The sequence below is a fragment of the Paenibacillus solanacearum genome (genome assembly GCF_910593845.1).
GTDB lineage: Bacteria > Bacillota > Bacilli > Paenibacillales > NBRC-103111 > Paenibacillus_G > Paenibacillus_G solanacearum.
This window is the reverse complement of record NZ_CAJVAS010000011.1, coordinates 98,984-117,812: the sequence shown is the minus strand read 5'-3', so window position 1 is coordinate 117,812 and position 18,829 is coordinate 98,984. Positions and strand designations below refer to the sequence as shown.

The following is an 18,829-nucleotide window of genomic DNA, read 5'->3' as shown; positions in this document are numbered from 1 at the left end:
GACAGACCTGTCCTGCAGGGCTCTAGCTACAGCTGCTCCAAACAATGCTTTTTGACCCAGCCGTAACTGTTCGCCACGCTTTGCAGCGGCGGGTTCTGGCAGTGGTCCTGCTCGACGATGAGCCACTCGACCCCAGCGTCGGACGCGGCTTCGATTACGCCGGACAGCTGCACGTCGCCCTGACCGAGCTCGAGCGTCTTCATCTTGCCTTCTTCATCCTTGCTGAAGTCCTTCAAGTGGAGCAGCGGCAATCTGCCGTTGTAGCGAGCGATGTATTCCAGCGGATTCTGCCCGGCGAACTGCACCCAGCACACGTCCATCTCCACTTGAACCGAGTCCGGTGCCGTGTGGGAATACAATGCGTCAAACGCGAACTGGCCGTCTACGTCCTGCCCGAATTCAAACGCGTGGTTATGATATGCAAACACGAGTCCTTGCTTCCTTGCTTCGGCGCCCGCTTGCTCGAAAAACGCAAACAGCCGCTTCCAGCCTTCCGCATCCTCTCGCTCTTCCTTCGGTATGGATGGGCAGATCAAGTACGTGCCGCCGATGGCACGCAAATAATCGATCTCTCCCTGCAAATTGTCGCGTAAATTTTTCAGGCCGACATGCGCCCCGATGGCTTTCAAATTCAATTCTTTGAGCAGCGCGCCGAGCTGTTCCGCCGGCAAACCGCCGTACCCGGCGAATTCCACGCCTTCGTAGCCGAGCTCCGCCACTTTCCGCAGCGTCCCTTCAAAGTCGGCAGCCGTTTCGCTGCGCAGCGTGTACAGCTGCAAGCCAATTCCCATTCTTCTCACGTTATGACCTCCATTGTTGTCGTTTATACTTTCATAGTAACAGCATGGAGGCGGAAATGAACATACTCGATATCATTGGCATATGAACTATCTTGCTATTTTTTTGGATAAAAAAAAGCCTCTCTTAATAGAGAGACAGAGCGAGCGAATCTTTTTCATTTAGCGAGTGAAGGATGGCTTCGCATCCGATCACTTCGATACTGATTAAGGAATGCAGGCATTTCTTCAGCGCATTTCTGCCGTTTTCCACCTTTTTGTCCAAAGCCGACTTCAGCAGCTTCAAGGTCTTTTTATTCAAGTTGTCGGCGAACACGGGGATTTGTTTATTTTGGATCGTTACAAAAGCCTTCATCCTAAACACCTTCCCTCTATCATTTGAATCAACGTTTTATTAATAGAATAAATTACGATTATTAATATAAGCTTAAAATATTATTACAATTTGTCAACAACTTTTCAAAAAAAAGACCTGCCCCTGTGTTGGGACAGATCTTCACGATGTAATCGGCGGTTCGGCAGTACTACGCGCGCCCGCGCGGTAGCGGGTAGCTTACGTTCGCGGCATATGAACCATCGGCCTTACGCCAATTTGTTAGCCATGGACTTGTATGTGTTGGGGATTGTAATGCGGAAGATCGAGCCGGATCCGAGCTCGCTTTCCACATCGATCTGGCCGTCATGGGCTTCGACCAGCGCCTTGGCGATGCTGAGCCCGAGCCCTACGCCGCCGCTAAACCGGGATCGCGATTTATCGACCCGATACAGCCGGTTGAACACGTAAGGCAGATCTTGCGGACCGATGCCGATCCCTGTGTCCTGGCAATAAATAATCGTCGCTTCCGGCTGCCAGTCGATCCCTACCGTAATGGAGCCTTCGTTCGTATACTTCACTGCGTTGGAGACAATATTCGACACGACCTGCACCATCTTATCGCGATCCACCTCGGCGTAGCACGGAACGTTCGGATTGTTGAAGCGAATCCGGATGCCTTTGTTCCTCGCCATCGGCTGGAAATTGCGGCATACTTGCTCGGCCAGCTTGACCATGTTCACCCGCTTGACGCTGACCGTGAACCTTGCCGCTTCTGCCTCGGACAGCCGCTCCATATCCGTCATCAGCCGCGTGAGCCGGATCAGCTCCTCGTAGATTTGCTGCAGCCATTCGACATCGACTTCGTAAATGCCGTCGATCATGGCTTCGAGCTGGGACAGCATCGAAGTGAGCGGCGTACGCAGCTCGTGCGTCAAATCCTCCATGAGATGGTGGCGCCAGTCCTCCTGCTTCTTCAGCTCCATCGACAGCTCGTTAAGCGTCAGCGCGAGCTGCCGCACTTCCTCCGGCCCTTTCAGCGGCGCGCGAACCTGGCGGTCGCCGGCATGAATTTTGCCCGCCGTTTCCCGCAAGCGCTGCATATGCACGGAGAGCATGCGCGATACTGTAATGCTGACCGCGATGGACAGCAGCGCCGCAATCGCAAACAGCAGCGCCGCCCGTTCATGCATCATTTTCTGGTAAGCGAGGAAGCTGGGATCGAGCTTGTTCATCTGCTTGTATGACGCAACTTGAAGCAGCCCGCGATTTTGCCCCTTGGCGACGACCGGATATTCCTGAATTTCGACTTCTTTCGGGTTTTGAATCCGGTTGAACATATCAAACCATATGTCCTGCCGATCCGCCCCGTAACGGATCATCACGCCGTACAAGGTCGCCCTGCGGGTCAGCCATGCTTTTTGCTCCGTCGTGTACGGGCCGACGCTTAAATCCTCATTGCGGATATCGTCCATCATTTTGAAAGCGTTTACCTTGACTTGTTCCTCTTGATAACGCGTAAAGACATTTTCCCAGTTGTAGTTATATCCATAAGCAATAATGCACAGAATAATGAGAAAACAGCCCTGCAGCGTTATAAATAAAATGACATTCGTTCTGCGCAGCTTGGACATCATGACCGTCTATTCCTTTTTGTCCGCTTCCGCGGTAAATTTGTAGCCTTCTCCGACCATGGTCAAAATGTACTTCGGCTCTTTTGTGTCTTCTTCGATTTTTTTGCGAAGATTTTTCACATGCGTATCGATGGAACGGCTGTCACCGTGAAACCGGTAACCGAGCACTTGATGGGACAAGTCCAGACGGCTGAATATTTTTCCCGGTTTATCGACAAAAACCGTCAACAGCTTGAATTCGGTCGATGTCAAGTTGGCGTGCACGCCCCGGACAAGCAGCGTCTTCGCTTCCATGTCCAGTACAAGCCTTCCTTTATCGAACGTTAGTACGGACGTCTTCTGCTTCTCCGGTACGAACGCCTTGACTCTTCGCAGCAGCGCATGGATGCGGGCAATGACTTCCTTTACCCGGAACGGTTTGAAAATATAATCATCCGCTCCCAGCTTCAGCCCCTCGATCGTATCGCTCTCCCTTGATTTGGATGTCAGCATAACGATCGGCACTGTCGAAGTTTGCCGGATCGTTCGACATACTTCTTCTCCCGGCATTCCTTCCAACATCAGATCGAGAATGACGAGATCATATGGACGATTCGAAAACATTTCAACCGCTTCCAAACCGTTCGGCGTAAAATCGACGTTCCATCCTTCGTTACGCAAATAGGCAATCAATACTTCACGAATTTTCGGTTCGTCTTCCACCAATAAGATCTGCATTCGTTCTCACCTCCCGGTGCTGCTGAATCTTTTTATTCTATGATACCTTGTCCGCCCGGGTTGCTCAAGAAGATTTATTAGGGAAACGCGATACGATTCGACTTTTTTCGCTCTCCAGTCCCTTGAATTCATAGAAAAATTGCCCATCGGGCCGCACGTCTTTCTATTGAAAGCAAAAAAACCGGCGCGTCGGCCGGTTTTTTGGGCTTTCATCGATTCGAGATATGTCGACACTATTCTACAAGGCCAGTACGCTCGACGCCTTCGACGAACCATCGCTGCGTAAAGGCATAAACGGCGAGAACCGGCATGATAATGAGGAACGACGCCGCCATCTTGATCGGCTCCGCAAAAATACTCGGTCCCGCCTGCTCGGCCTCCGACGACATCGCCGCGGCAAGCCTGGATAAGCTGATTGACAGTGGAACTTCCTTCGATCCGAACATGTACATCGACGGGTAATAGAAGTCGTTCCAGTTCCATACGAAGGAGAACAGGAACACGACGATAATCGCCGACGAAGAGATCGGCAGCATAACCCGGAAGAAGACGCGGAAGACGCTCGCTCCGTCGATCTTGGCCGCCTCCTCCAGCTCCTTCGGCAGGGTGGAGAAGAACTGACGGAAGATGATGACGAACAAGGCTCCCTTGAGACCGTGTCCGAATAAGGCCGGGATAATCATCGGATAGTACGTGTTAATCCATCCGAGCTCTTTGAACAGCAGGATCGATGGCAAAATCGTCACCTGCGGCGGCATGACGAACGTGAAGATCAGGCATACGAACCAAAACTTTTTGAATGGAAAATCAAGTCTTGCAAACGCATAGCCTGCGATAGCGCATGTGATGACCTGCAGTACGGCAACGGACAGCGATACCGTCGCGCTGATCGAGACGGCCGTCGGATACTTGAGCAGTCGAAATGCTTCGCTCAAATGTCCGAAGTAGACGGACCGCGGTACCCAGATAACCGCCGGATCGAGCAGGTTGCCCGCATCCTTGATCATCGTCGCGACCATGTAAATGATCGGCTTAATATAAATGAATGCGACATCGATCAAAATCAAGTACATGAACAACCGGAAAATGAAACCTTGATTCGCTTCTTTCCCGATTAATACGTTGCGCGTCAGCAGCAGCAAGTTGCGGGGATTCGTATTCCCGCCGAACTTGCGCGATTTGATAATTTCCGTAATACGCTCCATATGCTTATTGCCTCCTTTCTACCGTTGTTGTCCGCTTGTCGCTTTCGCTACCTTACTGAAAACAAAGATCGCTATACTTAAGAATGCTATAACGATGACGAAGTAGATCCACGCCAGCGCGCTCGACAAACCGTAGTTTGTCGTATTTACTTTCGAGATGATCGGGTTTTGCGGGAAAGTGAACAAATCGACAACCGTATAGATCAGATTCAGGAAAATAAACGGCGACAAGCCCGGAAGCGTAATTTTCCAGAACGTTTCCCATGGAGCGGCTCCGTCGATGCGTGCCGCTTCATAAACCGAAGCGGAGATCGTTTGGCGGCCAGCCAGGAAGATCAGGATTTGCACCCCGGAAGACCAAAGCACGAGTACGAATGAGCTTACAATCTTGTTAATCGGATTCGCCCATGTCGCCGGCAAATAGGTGGATATAAATCTGCCGACTTCAAATTCCGTCGTAAAGGCGAGTGTACCTTCGCCTTGTGCGATAAACTCAGTAATGATCTGACCTGTCGAGAAAATAACAGGGAGGAAGAAAATGACCCGGAAAAAGTCGCGGCCGACAAACTTCTGGTTCAGCAAGATCGCGACCATCATCGAGAATACGATAATAACCGGAATCATCAGCAACGACTGCCGGAGGAACGGCAGCAGGTCGTTATACAACAACCCGCCGTCCGCCAGCAAAATTTCGCGGTAATACTGAACGCCGACGGGCGTATACTCGATCCCGCTAGCCGTGATTTTTACCCGTTGAAAACTCATATAAAGCGAATAACCTAACGGAAATGCGATGAAGGACAGAAAGCCAATTACCCAAGGTGCAATAAACAGCGAGCCTTCCATCTTGCGAAGGGCAACGGAGCTGAGTCTAAATTTACGGTTCATGACGTCTTCCCTCCCGTTACCACGATGAAGTCCTGTGCCGGAACTTTCAGGCTGCCGTTCGTATATTGCTGCGCGTTGTAGTTGACAATGACCTTCTTGCCGCCTTCATACTCCGTCTCCATGACGTTCGGGGCGAGCGTGCGATGACCGATGATCGCTTTGTCCTGCACATCGCCAAGTGCCTGGTTGAAGCGTTGGTATTCCTCCACCGCTTTGGCTTCCCAGTCACGGTAATTCATGCTGTAATACCAGATCGAATAAGCGCCTTTCATATCTCCGGACTTTGAGTTGGTGAAAATGAACGAAGGATAAGCCCCATATTCGATAGACCGCAAAAACTCGCCTTGATATTGGTCACGCAGATTCGACCAGTTGGACGTATAAGTTACCAATCCGTGCAGCGCAATTTGCGCGAACGGAATCGATTCGTCTACGAACAAGTCATACGAATAGTCCTGCGGCAAGCGATGAAGATGCGTAATATTGGAAATGCCGTAGAAATTCGGCCGGTCAATACTGACGTGTCCCAGCGTTTCTTTGGCTTCCTTCAGCATCTCTTGCTGTACACCCATGGATTCTGTCCGGTTTGTTTTGTAGCGGTCGTTGAAATCGCTGTTTAGGAAGCGGCCGGTACCGTCTTCGAAAAAGAGACCGTCTGCGCCAAGCTGCTTGTATTTCTCCAGATCTTTCGCCAGCGTTTTGGCGCTAAACTTAGGGCTGACAAGCGTGATCTTCGCACGGTTGTTGAAGTTTTCCTCCTGCAGCAACCGGCCCGCCAAATTCCGCGATCCGTCATATCTCGGGCTGAAGCCGTCGCCGTTCGTATTGTTGTACGAATAGTTGGCATTCAACAGCACTGGAATTTTCAGTGAGTGCGCATAATCGATGAACTGCTTCATTCCGTCGTTGCCGCCAAGCCGCTTATCGACCGGGAACAATCCGCCGTAAGAGCTGTAGCTGCCGTTCTGCCACCCGGAATATTGGATCGCCATATTCTCGATGCCAAGCCCATACAGCCGCTTGACCATCTCCATCGCTTCCGATGTCGTCGTGCCCTTCAAGTACTTATCCCACAGCAGGCCTTCTTTAAGGTCCGCACCCAAGATGTCCAGGAAGAACGGAACTTTCGTGCTTTCCGGCTTGATCGGTTTGAGCCCCTTCTCTTTCATCAGGTACTCCCGATACTTCGAAGCCATGCCGACATAGTCAGCCTTCGCAGGCTCAAGCATATAGTACCGCACGGCGCGCTGCTCTGTGGTATACATCTGCTTGCTGTAGGTGTAGAAGCCGGCGCTGCCTTTCTTGCTCGTATTCTGGAAAAACTTGATCCGGTATTGCCATTCCGGCGTTACCCAGTTATACGTACCGAAGGCGCCCGCCGGGGAAGCGAATAGCTTCGAATATTCTTCGCCCGCCGTAATGACCGATACGAATGCCTGGCTGCCCGATTTCATGCCGAATACCGGCATGGTCACTTTTTGACGATTCGTCCTTTCAACAAAGAACGAGATGTCGTTGCCGTACATATTTTCGCGGTACACCGATTTATCGTTGGTCCGGTTCGGCTTGAAATGAATCAGCGCGCCGGAACCGTCCGGCAGTACCATATATCCGTCCTGGCCCAAGGAAGGCTGTGCTCCGAAGAGCGGATACAGCTTCAGGTTGAGCAGGCTCAGCTTGCCTTCTTTAATATCTTTATCGATAATCTTCGTCTCGACGTAATCTGTCGTCAGCTTCACTTCCACCGGAATTTTAAATTGGGTTCCGGCAAAATTGAACGTCACCTTAAAGCCATCGGCTGTTTTTTGGAAGCCTTCCAGCGTTCCTTTGTCCTCCATCCAGCTGATGATTTTCGGCTGAGACTTGTAGTTCGCCATGTCGATATATTCCAGCATGACCGGCGAGCGAAGGTTATTTCTCCAAGTGCCTGTAATCGTTTCATTCGGCCATTGCTCGGGATCCGGGTAAGACCTCAGCACTTGTCCGCTGCGCTTGTCTTCAAGCTTGAAATGAGCCGTCGTGCTGTCTACCCACAGCTTGAAATTCGCATTTTCCGCCATGACCTGGAACTTGCTTTCGTCAAGCATTTCTTTCTGCGCAGCGGCCTGCTGCGCCGCCGTTGGCGCAGCAGCCTGGGCGGGTGCTTGAGCCCCTTGCCCGGCTGCCGGCGCATTTGCGTTCGTGCTGGCTGCCGGGGCATTCGCCGCCGGCGTATTCTCGGCCGCGTTCAGCAGCGGGCCGCTCTGTAGCGTGACCAGCGTCGTACCGACGACTACCGCCAGAGCGCTCAGCTTCAATTTTTTGCTTATGCGTCTCATCGGATCGTCACCTCCTGGTACACGGAATAGAAGAAGTCCCATAGCTCATTGCTGAGACCAAACGTAATGAAAATGAGAACGCCCAGAATCGTCATCGTAATCATCGAAAGGACAATGTTGACTGCCGTTTCGCCAACGCCGTAGTTTTGCATTGATTGCACTTTCCAGAAGACCAGCAGGAATACCCAGCCGTACAAAGCGTTCTCCAGGAAATTGTAGATTGCGCCTTCGCTCAGCGTCATGACGCTGGAGAGCAACGTCAGCGGTAAGCCGACGATCACAAACGGGAAGACCGCATAGGATGTGCCATAAATAACGTCGCGGAAACGACCTTCACCACGATAAATCGTGCTGATCAAATAGTTGGCGACAACCCAGCCGACCCAGACGACCGCAAACTGAGTAAACACTGTGATCATGCTGATCTCCAGCACGACGTTCGGGTTGAACGTAAAATCGGTCGCTACGCGCATGATGCCGAAGGCGATCATGCCGGCCAGCAGTAAAATCATACTGCTCGCCATGCTGCCTTTATTCTCGTAACGAATCGCCGAGAAGCCGTCGATCGGATGTTTCAAAATATAAAATACGTGCTTCAACTGAATAACCAGTCTGTTTTTGGAACGCTCGCGTTTGCGCCATTTTTGTCTCCAGGCAGCTTTGCGCGTGAAGCGATTGAACAACAACAATAAGATAAGGCCAAAAATAACGACGTTCATCAGCAATCCGAAATGCTTCTGGAACCAGATCAACCGGATTTGCCAGAACGCATCGGAGTAGCCTTGTACGAAGCCGGCTTCCTTAAAGAGCGCCTGCGCCTTTTCGAACTCGCCTTTTTTGTAGGCGGCTTTAGCCAGGCCGAGAACCGCAGGCGTGTAGTATGCGTTGAGGCGAAGTACTTCCTGCCAATATTTCTCGCTATCCTCGTATCGGCCTTCCTGCGTCAGCTGGTTCGCTTGATGCACCAGCGCGCCGAACTCCGACAGGCGGAACCGTTGAACGGCGTTGTTCTCTTCGTCGAGAATGAACAGCTCGTTCTTCGAGTTGTTGGCGATGGCCGACGGCGTCTTGACAACGCCAAGCTTGGTGGCCGACGCCGATACGTCGCCGCCCCAGTAGAACAGCAGGTTACCCGTCGCATCGTATTGGTTGACGTATTTCAGTGTCGAGTCGATTGCCGTAATATTGCCGTCGCTGTCAACCGTCAAGTCGCTCAGCTGCGGCTTTTGGTTTTTGTCGCTCGGAGGAAAACGAACTTCACCGAACGCTTTTGTCGTGACTTTATCCGTATACTCATCCTTAGCCGACAGCAAGTCTTTGCCTGCAATGTTCAGCTTCTTGATTTGTCCGGTCGCGATCTCTTTGGTCGCCGTGTAAATAAGTCCGCCTTTGTCGATCGTTACGCTTGCGACGGAGCCCGGCAGCTTGCTGATTTCGCGCAAGTACATTTCCCGTGTGTACACCATGCGTTTGAATGCATCCATGACCGAAAACTCGGTTTTGTTGGCGCCGAAGAAGCTCTGGAAATTGCCTTCCGGGTCGAGCTGCAGAAGTCCCTGGTAGCCGCCCAGTGTGGCGATGTACAGGAAGCCGCGTTTGTCTACGACCAGCTTGATCGGGTCATATTTGAACGCCTCAGGTAAAAACTTGGATTCCGGCCTTTTGTATTCCTTCAACAGCTTGCCGTTGGAATCGAGGCGGATAACTCGCTTGTTGCCGGTATCCGCAACATAAATGTCGCCTTTCCCGTCGATGAACAGCCCTTCCGGCTTCTTCATCGGGCTTTCCTTTACGTCCAGGATGCGGACCAACTTTCCGTCCGGGTCCAATTGAACGATCCGGTTGTTGCCAGAATCCGCGATATAAATATTGTCTTTTTCATCGATAAACAAATCTTTCGGTTGTACGAGCGGGGAAAACACTTGCTTGCTCGGATCTTTCGGATCCGGGATGTAGATTTCCCTGCCCATTACTTCTACCGGGTTGTAGGCCGATTGGGTCCATACAAGCCGTTTGTAGCTATCTCTGTAGTTCGTATCATAAGGTACGTAAGCCATTGCACCTGCCGGCCACAAGGAGACGGCCAACACGATGACCGCCAACATAAGGAGGAGGGGCTTACGCCGAAATTGAGTTAACAAATGGTAGTCCCCCTTCCTTATTTGATACCGGAATGCGCCATCGTGGCGATAACCTTGCCTTGGAAGAACAAGAAGATCAGCAGGTTCGGTACGAACATGACGAGCGCCGCCGCAGCTGCCGCCCCTTGGCGGGCTACACTGTTAGCCAGGTTGTTCGTCAAGGTTGACAGGAAGAACGGGAAGTTCTTCATCTCGTCATCCTGCATGAACAGCGTCGACGTCTCCTGGTTCCCCCATGCGCCTTGGAACGTCAGGATCGCTACGGTAGCGACCGCCGGCATGACGACCGGAATGACGATGCGCATGAAGATGAAAAATTCGCTTCCCCCGTCGATCCGCGCCGCTTCCAGCAGCTCGTTCGGAAGCTGGTCGATAAACTGCTTCAGAAGGAACACGCCAACCGGCATGGCGACCATCGGCAGGATATGACCTAAATACGTATTCATAATGCCGAGATGGCTGACCACGAGATACCGCGGAATCTGCACCGTCTCGGGCGCGAACATGAGCGTCAGCAGGATCGTGCCAAAAACGATTTGATGACCCGGAAACTTGTGTTTCGAGATCGGGTAGGCGCAAAGCGCGCTGACGATCGTTACGCAAACGACCGCCCCGCCGGAAATGATCAAGCTGTTGAATAAGTAACGCGTTACCGGGATCGTCGAGGAGGAAGCTACCAGGAATAGCTCCGTAAAGTTCTGAAACGACGGTTCCCGTACGAAAAAGTTCGGCGGATAAACGAACAGCTCCTGGTACGGCTTGAGCGCATGGTTAAAAATAAACACCAGCGGCAGCAGCATGAAGATGGCGAGTACAAAGAGAAAGAAGACGAGCACTTTCTGAAAGCCGTCCATCGAGTTCAGCTTCGACTTCTTTCTCCATGGAATGAGCCCTTTCCATTTGGCAAGCGCAGTTTGCATTATTCGCCCTCCTTCGGGCCGAACAAGCCCCAGCTTAATTTGTTGGACAAATACATGATGAGCAGAAGGAATACCGAGATGGCGGCGGCATATCCCATTTCAAATCGGATAAAGCCGTAGTCATCGATATGGTTGATAATCAGATGACCCGAATACTGCGGCGTCGGATTCACACCTGACAACTCCGTTCCGATCGCACCCGCTTTAAACGTCGATACGATCGCCATGACTGCACCGAACAGCATTTGCGGTTTCATGGACGGGATCGTAATGTACCAGATTTCTTGAAGTCGGCTGCTCATACCGTCGATCCGGCCAGCCTCATACAACTCCTGGTTGACATTCAAAATCCCGGCGAGCATCGCAAGGAAGCCGACGCCCATACTGGACCATAATGTAACTACGATCATCGAGTTCATCAAGTATGCTTTGTCGGTTACCCACAAAAGCGGTTGGTCGATAAAGCCAAGTTCAAGAAGAATACTGTTCAGGTAACCGATCCGGTCACCGGTAAGGAGCGGCAGCCATACGACAGACATCGCTACCCCTGCTGTCAGCGACGGCGTATACATCGCCAGCGCGAACCAGCGGGTTGCCGCGTTCGGCAGCTGGGAAATGAGCCATGCCAGCATGAAGGCCGCAATATATCCGCCCGGACCTACGATAAGCGCAAACTTGAACGTATTCGGAAGCGCATATTTCAAGAACGTCAAGTCCTGTGAGATCAAGTTCGCGTAGTTCGTCCAGCCAATGAAACGCGGCGGCTCGATTGCATTGAAATACGTGAAGCTAAGCCCGATGGCCGCAATAACCGGAATCAAAATGAATGCGATAAAACAAAACATAAACGGGGCGATGAACAAGTACGACAGCCGATAAGACCATATCTCGGAAAGGAGGCGTTTGAACTTTTCCGTGAGCGTCGGTTTAGCAGGGGCGATTCGCTGTCGAACCGTTCCCGCCGTTGCGTTCGCCTGATTACTTAACATATGCCTTCACTCCTTCCCAAGGTTTGGTTACGATCGGCAGTTCCATCGATTTCAAAATATTGCCCTCGCCATCGACAAAGCCGAACTCTTGCTGCTTACGCCTGAGCTCCCGATTGATTTCCATGACGGCCAGCTCCAGCGAGTTTCTATAGTTCATTCCATCGACGACCGTACGGTTCCATGCGTTGTTAATTTCACGTGTTACGAAGTAGCCGCCCGGTACGTTCGGCATATCTTTGTACCATTGCCATTGATTCAGGATGACGTTGGCATCTTCGCGTTTCCATGGCAGGTTGACAAATGCCTCCAGGTTCGACGTATTCCAACGGAAGGCAACCCCGTTGAACGCTTCAAGGTCAGAGCCGTAACGCTCCTGAACGTCGGCGGAGTTCCACCATTTCAAGTACTCCCATGCCTGATCCTGTTTGTTCGAACGTTTGAAAATGACGCCGGTTGTTTGGCCGCCGCCAGCCCATCGTTCGATCGTGCCATTCGACTGCTTCGTGCCCGGAAGTTGTGCGATTCCCCAACGTCCGTTCAGCTCCGGCGCCGCAGCGGACAGCTGAATGTACATATTGTAGTCCGCAATACCGATCGGCATGTCGCCCTTGCGGAAATGCTGATAGAAGCTCGATACTTCTCGGTCCATTGCATAAATGTTGAACAGGTCGGCCCACTGACGGAATGCTTTGAAGCCTTCCGGCGTATCCATCGCCGTCTTCGACCCGTCCTTGGAGAAAAACTCCGCCTGATTCTGGTATACGAACATCATGAATTCTTTCGGGTTCGCGTAGAAGTTCATGTAGTTCTGCTGCAGCGTCGGTAAGATGTCATATACGTCATCCCACGTTTGCGGCAGCGCGATGCCCAGTTTGCTCAAAATGTCCTTGCGGTAGAACAGCAGCTGGAACGACTGCGTCTCCGGCATTGCGTAATACCCTTTGTTATAGTAGAACGGCAGCCACGAGCCCGGGCTGTAACGATTGTACACTTCCTTGAAGTCCGGGAACTGCGATATATCGACGATACTGTTCCGAATCGCGTAATCGACCGGCAAGTCTTGCGACAATCCAAGCGCGATGTCCGGCTGGATGCCTGCCGCGTTGGACAAGACGAGCAACTGCGTATTCGGCAGCAGGTTGACCTTGACTTTAATTCCCGTTTCCGGTGTAAACAATTCGTCCGTCAATTCTTGCAGCTGCGTTACATAGTCGCGTCCGCGGTGCACCCAGACGTTAAGCACGTTCGGATCCATCTCGCTCAGACGGTTTTTGGAACGGAACGTATAGAAGAAGTTGACGACCATACCCTTCATCTTGGAGAAGATCGAAGCTTCCATCTTCGGAAAGCTCTTCTCCACCGGTGCGATATAAATTTCGTCGAGCTGCAGCGGCTGCTGAATGAGCGTGTCGATAAACTTGCTGACTTTCTCCTGCATGGACGAAATCTGGTCCGCCTTATACGGAACATCGTCTATTTTTTTCAGCATTTTGGCAATATCTTGCGCCGAGGACTCAAAGCCTTGGCTGATGTTATCCACACGACCGTTGACTTGCGCCGTCAGCTTGGAGAGCTCGTCGAGCCGCTGCTCGATCACTTCCATCCGCTTCGGCAGGTCGGGCAAATCTTGAGCGATCCGGTACGTTCTGTTCTTGTCGTCCACGTTACCCGTGAGCGATTTCAAGTCCCAAGCCACTTCCTGCAGCAGGTCGGAAACTTCCTCGATGCCGCGGATTACCGGCTTGAACGGATCATGCGTGACGCTCATCGAGAGCGTGTGCTTGCCCTTCTCAAAATAAAACTCGTACGGCTTGCCTGTGTCATCCTGAAGCGCCAGGCCTTCCCAGCCGGTCGAATACGGGAAGCGATACGTCAAAAATTCCTGGAACGGCACTTTTCCGTCGATGCGGATCGTACGGAAGGAAGATTTTTGCGAGATCGTATTTTGAAGCGCGCGAGTCGCGACCTTGTACTTGCCGGACTCCGGAATATCGATCGTCCATGTCAGCTCTTGCGTCTGGTTATACCACTTCTTGCCGCCGATGCTGTTGAACGTAATTTTCCCTTTGGCGAGCGGAACCGTGCGCTGATCCGTGTCCGAAGCCATCTGGATTGCGGAATCGCTCTTAATCGATGGTTCTTCCGCCTGCAGCGTGATCACTTCGGCCGCAGCCGGCTTCGATTGCGGGTAAGCCTTCGCCACATCCGCATACGATTGCAGCTTTTGCGGAGGGGTCAGCTTAATCGATTCGATCGCTATCGGCTCGTAGCCCTGCATCCGGATTGTATGCGTTCCTTTGGAGAAGAACCATTGTAGCGGAGCCGCATAAGCACCGCCGGAATCGAACAGCGGCATCGTCATCCACGTCGTAATTTCTTCGGACTTTGGACGAATCTGGTCGCCCTCGTCATCCGTCTTGATCGGACGGGCATCCTTCCATTGACGGTACAGCGTAATGGAAGACGTTTCCCGGAACGGGCGCTTGCCGTCCACGAACATATCCCATACGATCGGGCGGCGCAACCCTTTGCCCGTTAGCGGGCGATAGGAGACTTGCATCTCGTACAAACCGTCAGCAGGAACGTCCACGCGGTATTCGACGAAGCCCTCGCCGCTGCCGCCGTTCCAAACAAGCACGTTGCTTTTCCCTTCGTAATTGCCGACCGTAATATTCTGGTTCTCCGACTTGGCTGACGGAGCGGAACCTTTAATCTCGATCGTCGAGGTGGCCGGCTTGGCACCCTTGCCGATCCAGGCCTTGAGCGTATCCGCATAATACGGCTCCGATTCCGACAGCTGCACGGCGCTTGCATTCGGCGTCTTAACCGCCGGTGCTGCGTTCGCAGGCGCAGTAGGCGCCTTTGCATCCGCCGCCGACGCAACAGGCTGACCCGGTGGAACCAGTCCAGTGAGCCCGAGCGCTCCGGCCAACGATAATACTAGTAAGCGTTTCCACGGGTGTTTCGAGGATTGAACGGAAGACAATCGTGTCACTCCTTTCCTAATCAATGGAGTTAATCTATAAAACGTTCGCCGGTTTCATAATTGAAGAACAGCGCCTTGGACATGTCAATCGCAACTTTCACTTTATCGTCTTCTTCAAAGCGATAACGCGGATTCACACGAGCTACGAGCATGCGGTCTTGGCCGATATCCAGATGCAGGAACCGGTCCGCTCCCATTAATTCGTCCAGCTTATACGTGCCTGGTACGACAGCGTTCGGGAACGCTTCGAATACGATCTCTTCCAAGCTGACGTTCTCCGGCCGAATGCCCAGCGTTACGGTCTTGTTCACTTGTTTGTTCTTGATCAGCGCATGCTTCTTTCCTTCGGGAATCTCAATCGCAAAGCGCTGCGTATGGAATTCCAGCTTGCCCGGCACATTCTCCTGAATGCGGCCGTCGATGAAGTTCATTGGCGGCGACCCGATGAAGCTGGCAACGAACGTGTTGCTTGGCGTCGTGTAGATCGTCTCCGGCGTATCGACCTGCTGGATGATCCCGTCCTTCATGACGACGATCCGGTCACCCATGGTCATGGCTTCAATCTGATCATGCGTTACATAGATCATCGTAACGCCGAGCGTCTTGTGAAGCTTGATAATTTCCGTACGCATTTGTACGCGAAGTTTGGCGTCGAGGTTGGACAACGGTTCATCCATGAGGAACACTTGCGGGTTACGGACAATCGCTCTTCCGAGCGCTACGCGCTGACGCTGACCGCCGGAGAGCTGTCTCGGCTTGCGGTCGAGATACTGCTCGATTTCGAGTACGCGGGCCGCTTTCTTAACGGCAAGGTCAATCTCGTGCTTCGGCAGCTTACGCAACCGAAGGCCGAAGGCGATGTTCTCGTATACGCTCATATTCGGGTACAGGGCGTAGTTCTGGAACACCATGGCAATGTCGCGGTCTTTCGGCGGCAGGTCGTTCACCAGCGTGTCGCCGATGTATATTTCCCCTTCGGAAATATCTTCGAGTCCTGCGATCATCCGAAGCGTAGTGGACTTGCCACAGCCGGACGGTCCGACGAAAACAAGAAACTCCTTGTCCTGAATTTCCAGATGGAAGTCCTTCACGACCGGGTGCTTATCTTTCCCGTATCGCTTGTATAAGTGATTGATCAAAATCTTGGCCATGTAATCGCCTCCACGCGCAATTTACACTATCTTTTTTATATAGTAGCTCATTTAGTGTGAAGATAGTGTGAAGTTTTCCTTTAAGCAATATAGTCCATGTTTATTGAGGGAATCGTTCATTTTTATTTTGTTTTTTTTGTGTTAATTTTTGTAAAGGTTAACGATAGTAACCTGTATTGAAGTTGTGTTCTATCCAAGGGAGGGTTTGGGCAAATGGAGACGCAGACGGCGCCGCAAGCAGGGGCGCGAAAGGAAGCGGGCACTTCATCAGCCGCAGGCAAGAAGAAGCTTTTCCAGCGTTATCTCGTATTTTTGAAGCCGTACCGGCTTCGGCTGCTGGGCATTATCGGTCTTGGCATTTTGCAATTCGCGGTACCGATGACCACCCCGCAAATGACCAGAATTTTGATTGACGAAGTGCTGCCGGGCAAACCGGGATTTTGGACGCTCGGACGGGTCATCGGCGTACTGGGAGCCGTCTACTTGTTCGGCATCTGGATCAACTTTCTGCGAAGCACGACCACGTTCCGGCTTGGAAACCGGATGGTGTACGACATCCGCCACCAGCTGTACCGCCACATGCAGCAGTTGTCGCAGCGGTTCTACGACAACCGGCAAGTCGGCAGCATCGTATCGCGGATCATCAACGACGTCAACGGCGCGCAAAACATCATTAACGGCGGCGTCATCAATCTGATCATCGATCTGGTGCTCGTGCTGTTCGCCGGATTCATGCTGTTCACGCTTCATTGGCAGCTGGCTCTGCTCTCCTTGTGGCTGCTGCCGCTCTACTATTTGACCTTTACGAACATGAACGTGCGCATCCGCCTGACCTGGCGATCGGTGCACCGCCAGATGGAACGCATCAACGGCGTGCTGGTGGAACGGATCAGCGGAATGAAGGTAGTGCAATCGTTCAATCAAGAAGATAAAGAGATGGCCCGGTTCGAGAAGCAAGCCAAGCATCATATCGGCTTCGCCAATCAGGCGCAGATGCTTGCCGCTTCGCTCGGACGCTTCAGCCAAACGTTCACTCAGGCGGGAAACCTTATCATCTGGTTTGCCGGCGGAGCTCTTGTGCTGAAAGGAAATTTGACGATCGGCTCGCTGCTGGCGTTCCAAGCGTACCTCGGGCAGTTGTACGGCCCGATTCAGCGGTTCGCCGAAGCGAATGCGACGATCCAGAACTCGCTCAGCAACATCGAGCGGATCTTCGAAGTGTTCGATATCGAGCCCGAGGTGACGATCAAGGAAAATGCAAAGCCGCTCAACCATTGCCGCGGCGCCGTACAATTCGACAACGTCTCGTTCAACTACGTGATGGAACGTCCCGAACGGCCGGCGCAGGATGACAAGAAGGGCGAGTACGACCCGGATCTGGTGGAACTCGTGAAGCCGGCGAAGAAGTTCTACCTCGTACCGCCGAACACGCGGGTCGAGCCGCCGCCGACAGTCACGGAATTTCGCGCTGCCCTGAAAAACATCAGCTTCACAGCACGCCCCGGCGAAGTCATTGCGCTGGTCGGCCCGAGCGGCGCCGGCAAGACGACGCTCGTCAACTTCATCCCGCGCTTCTACGATCCGGATGAAGGCAGCGTGCGGATCGACGGCGTCGATCTTCGCGACTACAACCTGTACGACGTGCGCAAACATATCGCGGTCGTGCTCCAGGATAACGTGCTGTTCTCCGGTACGCTGTACGAGAATATCGCCTACGGCAATCCGGACGCGACGGAAGCCGATGTCAGGGAAGCGGCGAAAGCGGCCAACGCGCACGACTTCATCCTGGATATGGAGCAAGGCTACGACACGATCGTCGGCGAACGGGGCGTACGCCTGTCCGGAGGGCAAAAGCAGCGGATCGCCATCGCCCGCGCTCTGCTCAAAAAGCCGCGCATCCTGATTCTCGACGAAGCGACCTCCGCGCTCGACGCCGAATCGGAATCGCTGGTGACGGAGGCACTGGAGCGGCTCATGAAAGGACGCACGACGTTCATTATCGCGCATCGCCTGGCGACGGTCGTCCGCGCCGACCAGATTCTCGTGCTGGAGAACGGCGCCATCGTCGAGAAAGGCAGCCACGGCGAATTGCTTGCGGCTGGAGGACTATACCGCGACCTGTACTCGAAGCAGTTAAAGGCAATGAACCCGGAAGAAATGCTGCGGCAATCGATGGGATAATGCTGCAAGCGGTCTCCCGATCGATGAACAAGGAAAGAAACCAAGTGTTGCCAAACAAGGGGCCCCTCGACGAGGGGCTCTTGCTTTACCTCCAGTAGCAAGCGCTTTCAAATAAGATGGAAACTATCCTCCCGCCTCGAAGCGGTACAGGGCCGATAACGTATCGAGCGACGCTATCGTTATATCCGGCAGGCCGGGCATGAGCGCATTCGCTTCCCGAAGATCCATCCACCGGACTTCCGTGATGTCGCCGTCGGGATCGTCGACCTCCATGGCGCCTCCCGTGATGCGGGCCAGAAACGTAAAGATGATGGCATGATGACCGCTTCCCGCAAAAAATACTTCCCTCACCGAATAAATACCGGCCGATTCGATCTCGTAGCCGGTCTCCTCTTTCGTCTCTCGCACGACCGCCTGTGCCAGCGTTTCATTCGCTTCGACCGCTCCCCCGGGGAGGCTCCAATAAGACGAATCTTTTTTCGTGTTTTTCACCATTAACAGCTTATGTTTCGATCGGTCATATATGAGGGCACTGGCGACATCGACTCTTTTCAACACATCACCTCCTGGGAAAAAACGAATTGTGGCA

At 52.7% G+C, this 18,829-nt stretch carries 14 protein-coding genes; 1 reads left to right on the top strand and 13 read right to left on the bottom strand.

Features of this window, described 5'->3' with window-relative positions; translation table 11 throughout:
- Window positions 1-26: 26 nt before the first annotated feature.
- The 12 genes from KXG62_RS14505 to KXG62_RS14450 form a co-directional block, all read right to left on the bottom strand.
- A complete protein-coding gene (locus KXG62_RS14505; protein WP_218092701.1) occupies window positions 27-800 on the bottom strand; it encodes a sugar phosphate isomerase/epimerase family protein in 774 nt (257 codons plus the stop codon).
- Window positions 801-924: 124 nt separating this feature from the next.
- Window positions 925-1,152 (bottom strand): 3-dehydroquinate dehydratase, encoded by a 228-nt coding sequence (locus KXG62_RS14500; RefSeq protein WP_218092700.1) that lies wholly within the window; start codon window positions 1,150-1,152, stop codon window positions 925-927.
- 227 nt (window positions 1,153-1,379) lie between these two features.
- Window positions 1,380-2,747, bottom strand: coding sequence for a sensor histidine kinase (locus tag KXG62_RS14495; protein ID WP_218092699.1), 1,368 nt, complete (start codon window positions 2,745-2,747; stop codon window positions 1,380-1,382).
- Between the two features lie 6 nt (window positions 2,748-2,753).
- Complete coding sequence (locus tag KXG62_RS14490) at window positions 2,754-3,461, bottom strand: response regulator transcription factor (protein ID WP_218092698.1); 708 nt, start codon at window positions 3,459-3,461, stop codon at window positions 2,754-2,756.
- Window positions 3,462-3,694: 233 nt separating this feature from the next.
- Complete coding sequence (locus KXG62_RS14485; protein ID WP_218092697.1) at window positions 3,695-4,666, bottom strand: carbohydrate ABC transporter permease; 972 nt, start codon at window positions 4,664-4,666, stop codon at window positions 3,695-3,697.
- Between the two features lie 18 nt (window positions 4,667-4,684).
- A complete protein-coding gene (locus tag KXG62_RS14480; RefSeq protein WP_218092696.1) occupies window positions 4,685-5,554 on the bottom strand; it encodes a carbohydrate ABC transporter permease in 870 nt (289 codons plus the stop codon).
- Entirely contained in the window at window positions 5,551-7,872 is a 2,322-nt protein-coding gene (locus tag KXG62_RS14475; RefSeq protein ID WP_218092695.1) for a DUF5696 domain-containing protein, read from the bottom strand. Before KXG62_RS14475 ends, KXG62_RS14480 begins: the two co-directional genes overlap by 4 nt.
- Entirely contained in the window at window positions 7,869-10,013 is a 2,145-nt protein-coding gene (locus KXG62_RS14470; RefSeq protein WP_246627450.1) for an SMP-30/gluconolactonase/LRE family protein, read from the bottom strand. The genes KXG62_RS14475 and KXG62_RS14470 overlap by 4 nt, the downstream gene beginning before the upstream one ends.
- 17 nt (window positions 10,014-10,030) lie before the next feature.
- Window positions 10,031-10,933: a carbohydrate ABC transporter permease gene (locus tag KXG62_RS14465; protein WP_218092694.1), complete on the bottom strand. Its 903-nt coding sequence runs from the start codon at window positions 10,931-10,933 to the stop codon at window positions 10,031-10,033.
- Window positions 10,933-11,922 carry a carbohydrate ABC transporter permease gene (locus KXG62_RS14460; protein ID WP_218092693.1) on the bottom strand — a complete coding sequence of 330 codons (990 nt, stop codon included), beginning with the start codon at window positions 11,920-11,922 and terminating at the stop codon, window positions 10,933-10,935. Before KXG62_RS14460 ends, KXG62_RS14465 begins: the two co-directional genes overlap by 1 nt.
- A complete protein-coding gene (locus KXG62_RS14455) occupies window positions 11,912-14,908 on the bottom strand; it encodes an extracellular solute-binding protein (RefSeq protein ID WP_218092692.1) in 2,997 nt (998 codons plus the stop codon). The genes KXG62_RS14460 and KXG62_RS14455 overlap by 11 nt, the downstream gene beginning before the upstream one ends.
- A gap of 29 nt (window positions 14,909-14,937) precedes the next feature.
- Window positions 14,938-16,059, bottom strand: coding sequence for an ABC transporter ATP-binding protein (locus KXG62_RS14450; protein ID WP_218092691.1), 1,122 nt, complete (start codon window positions 16,057-16,059; stop codon window positions 14,938-14,940).
- A 213-nt stretch (window positions 16,060-16,272) separates the two neighbouring features.
- On the opposite strand from KXG62_RS14450, the gene KXG62_RS14445 reads away from it, so the two are divergent.
- Window positions 16,273-18,240, top strand: coding sequence for an ABC transporter ATP-binding protein (locus tag KXG62_RS14445; RefSeq protein ID WP_218092690.1), 1,968 nt, complete (start codon window positions 16,273-16,275; stop codon window positions 18,238-18,240).
- A gap of 123 nt (window positions 18,241-18,363) precedes the next feature.
- On the opposite strand, the gene KXG62_RS14440 is transcribed toward KXG62_RS14445, so the two are convergent.
- Window positions 18,364-18,798, bottom strand: coding sequence for an NUDIX hydrolase (locus KXG62_RS14440; RefSeq protein WP_218092689.1), 435 nt, complete (start codon window positions 18,796-18,798; stop codon window positions 18,364-18,366).
- Window positions 18,799-18,829: the final 31 nt, after the last annotated feature.

Coding starts and splice junctions, on each gene's coding strand:
- KXG62_RS14490 (WP_218092698.1), bottom strand. CDS start 3,461: ATGCAGATCTTATTGGTGGAAGACGAACCGAAAATTCGTGAAGTATTG.
- KXG62_RS14465 (WP_218092694.1), bottom strand. CDS start 10,933: ATGCAAACTGCGCTTGCCAAATGGAAAGGGCTCATTCCATGGAGAAAG.
- KXG62_RS14495 (WP_218092699.1), bottom strand. CDS start 2,747: ATGATGTCCAAGCTGCGCAGAACGAATGTCATTTTATTTATAACGCTG.
- KXG62_RS14475 (WP_218092695.1), bottom strand. CDS start 7,872: ATGAGACGCATAAGCAAAAAATTGAAGCTGAGCGCTCTGGCGGTAGTC.
- KXG62_RS14460 (WP_218092693.1), bottom strand. CDS start 11,922: ATGTTAAGTAATCAGGCGAACGCAACGGCGGGAACGGTTCGACAGCGA.
- KXG62_RS14450 (WP_218092691.1), bottom strand. CDS start 16,059: ATGGCCAAGATTTTGATCAATCACTTATACAAGCGATACGGGAAAGAT.
- KXG62_RS14480 (WP_218092696.1), bottom strand. CDS start 5,554: ATGAACCGTAAATTTAGACTCAGCTCCGTTGCCCTTCGCAAGATGGAA.
- KXG62_RS14500 (WP_218092700.1), bottom strand. CDS start 1,152: ATGAAGGCTTTTGTAACGATCCAAAATAAACAAATCCCCGTGTTCGCC.
- KXG62_RS14445 (WP_218092690.1), top strand. CDS start 16,273: ATGGAGACGCAGACGGCGCCGCAAGCAGGGGCGCGAAAGGAAGCGGGC.
- KXG62_RS14485 (WP_218092697.1), bottom strand. CDS start 4,666: ATGGAGCGTATTACGGAAATTATCAAATCGCGCAAGTTCGGCGGGAAT.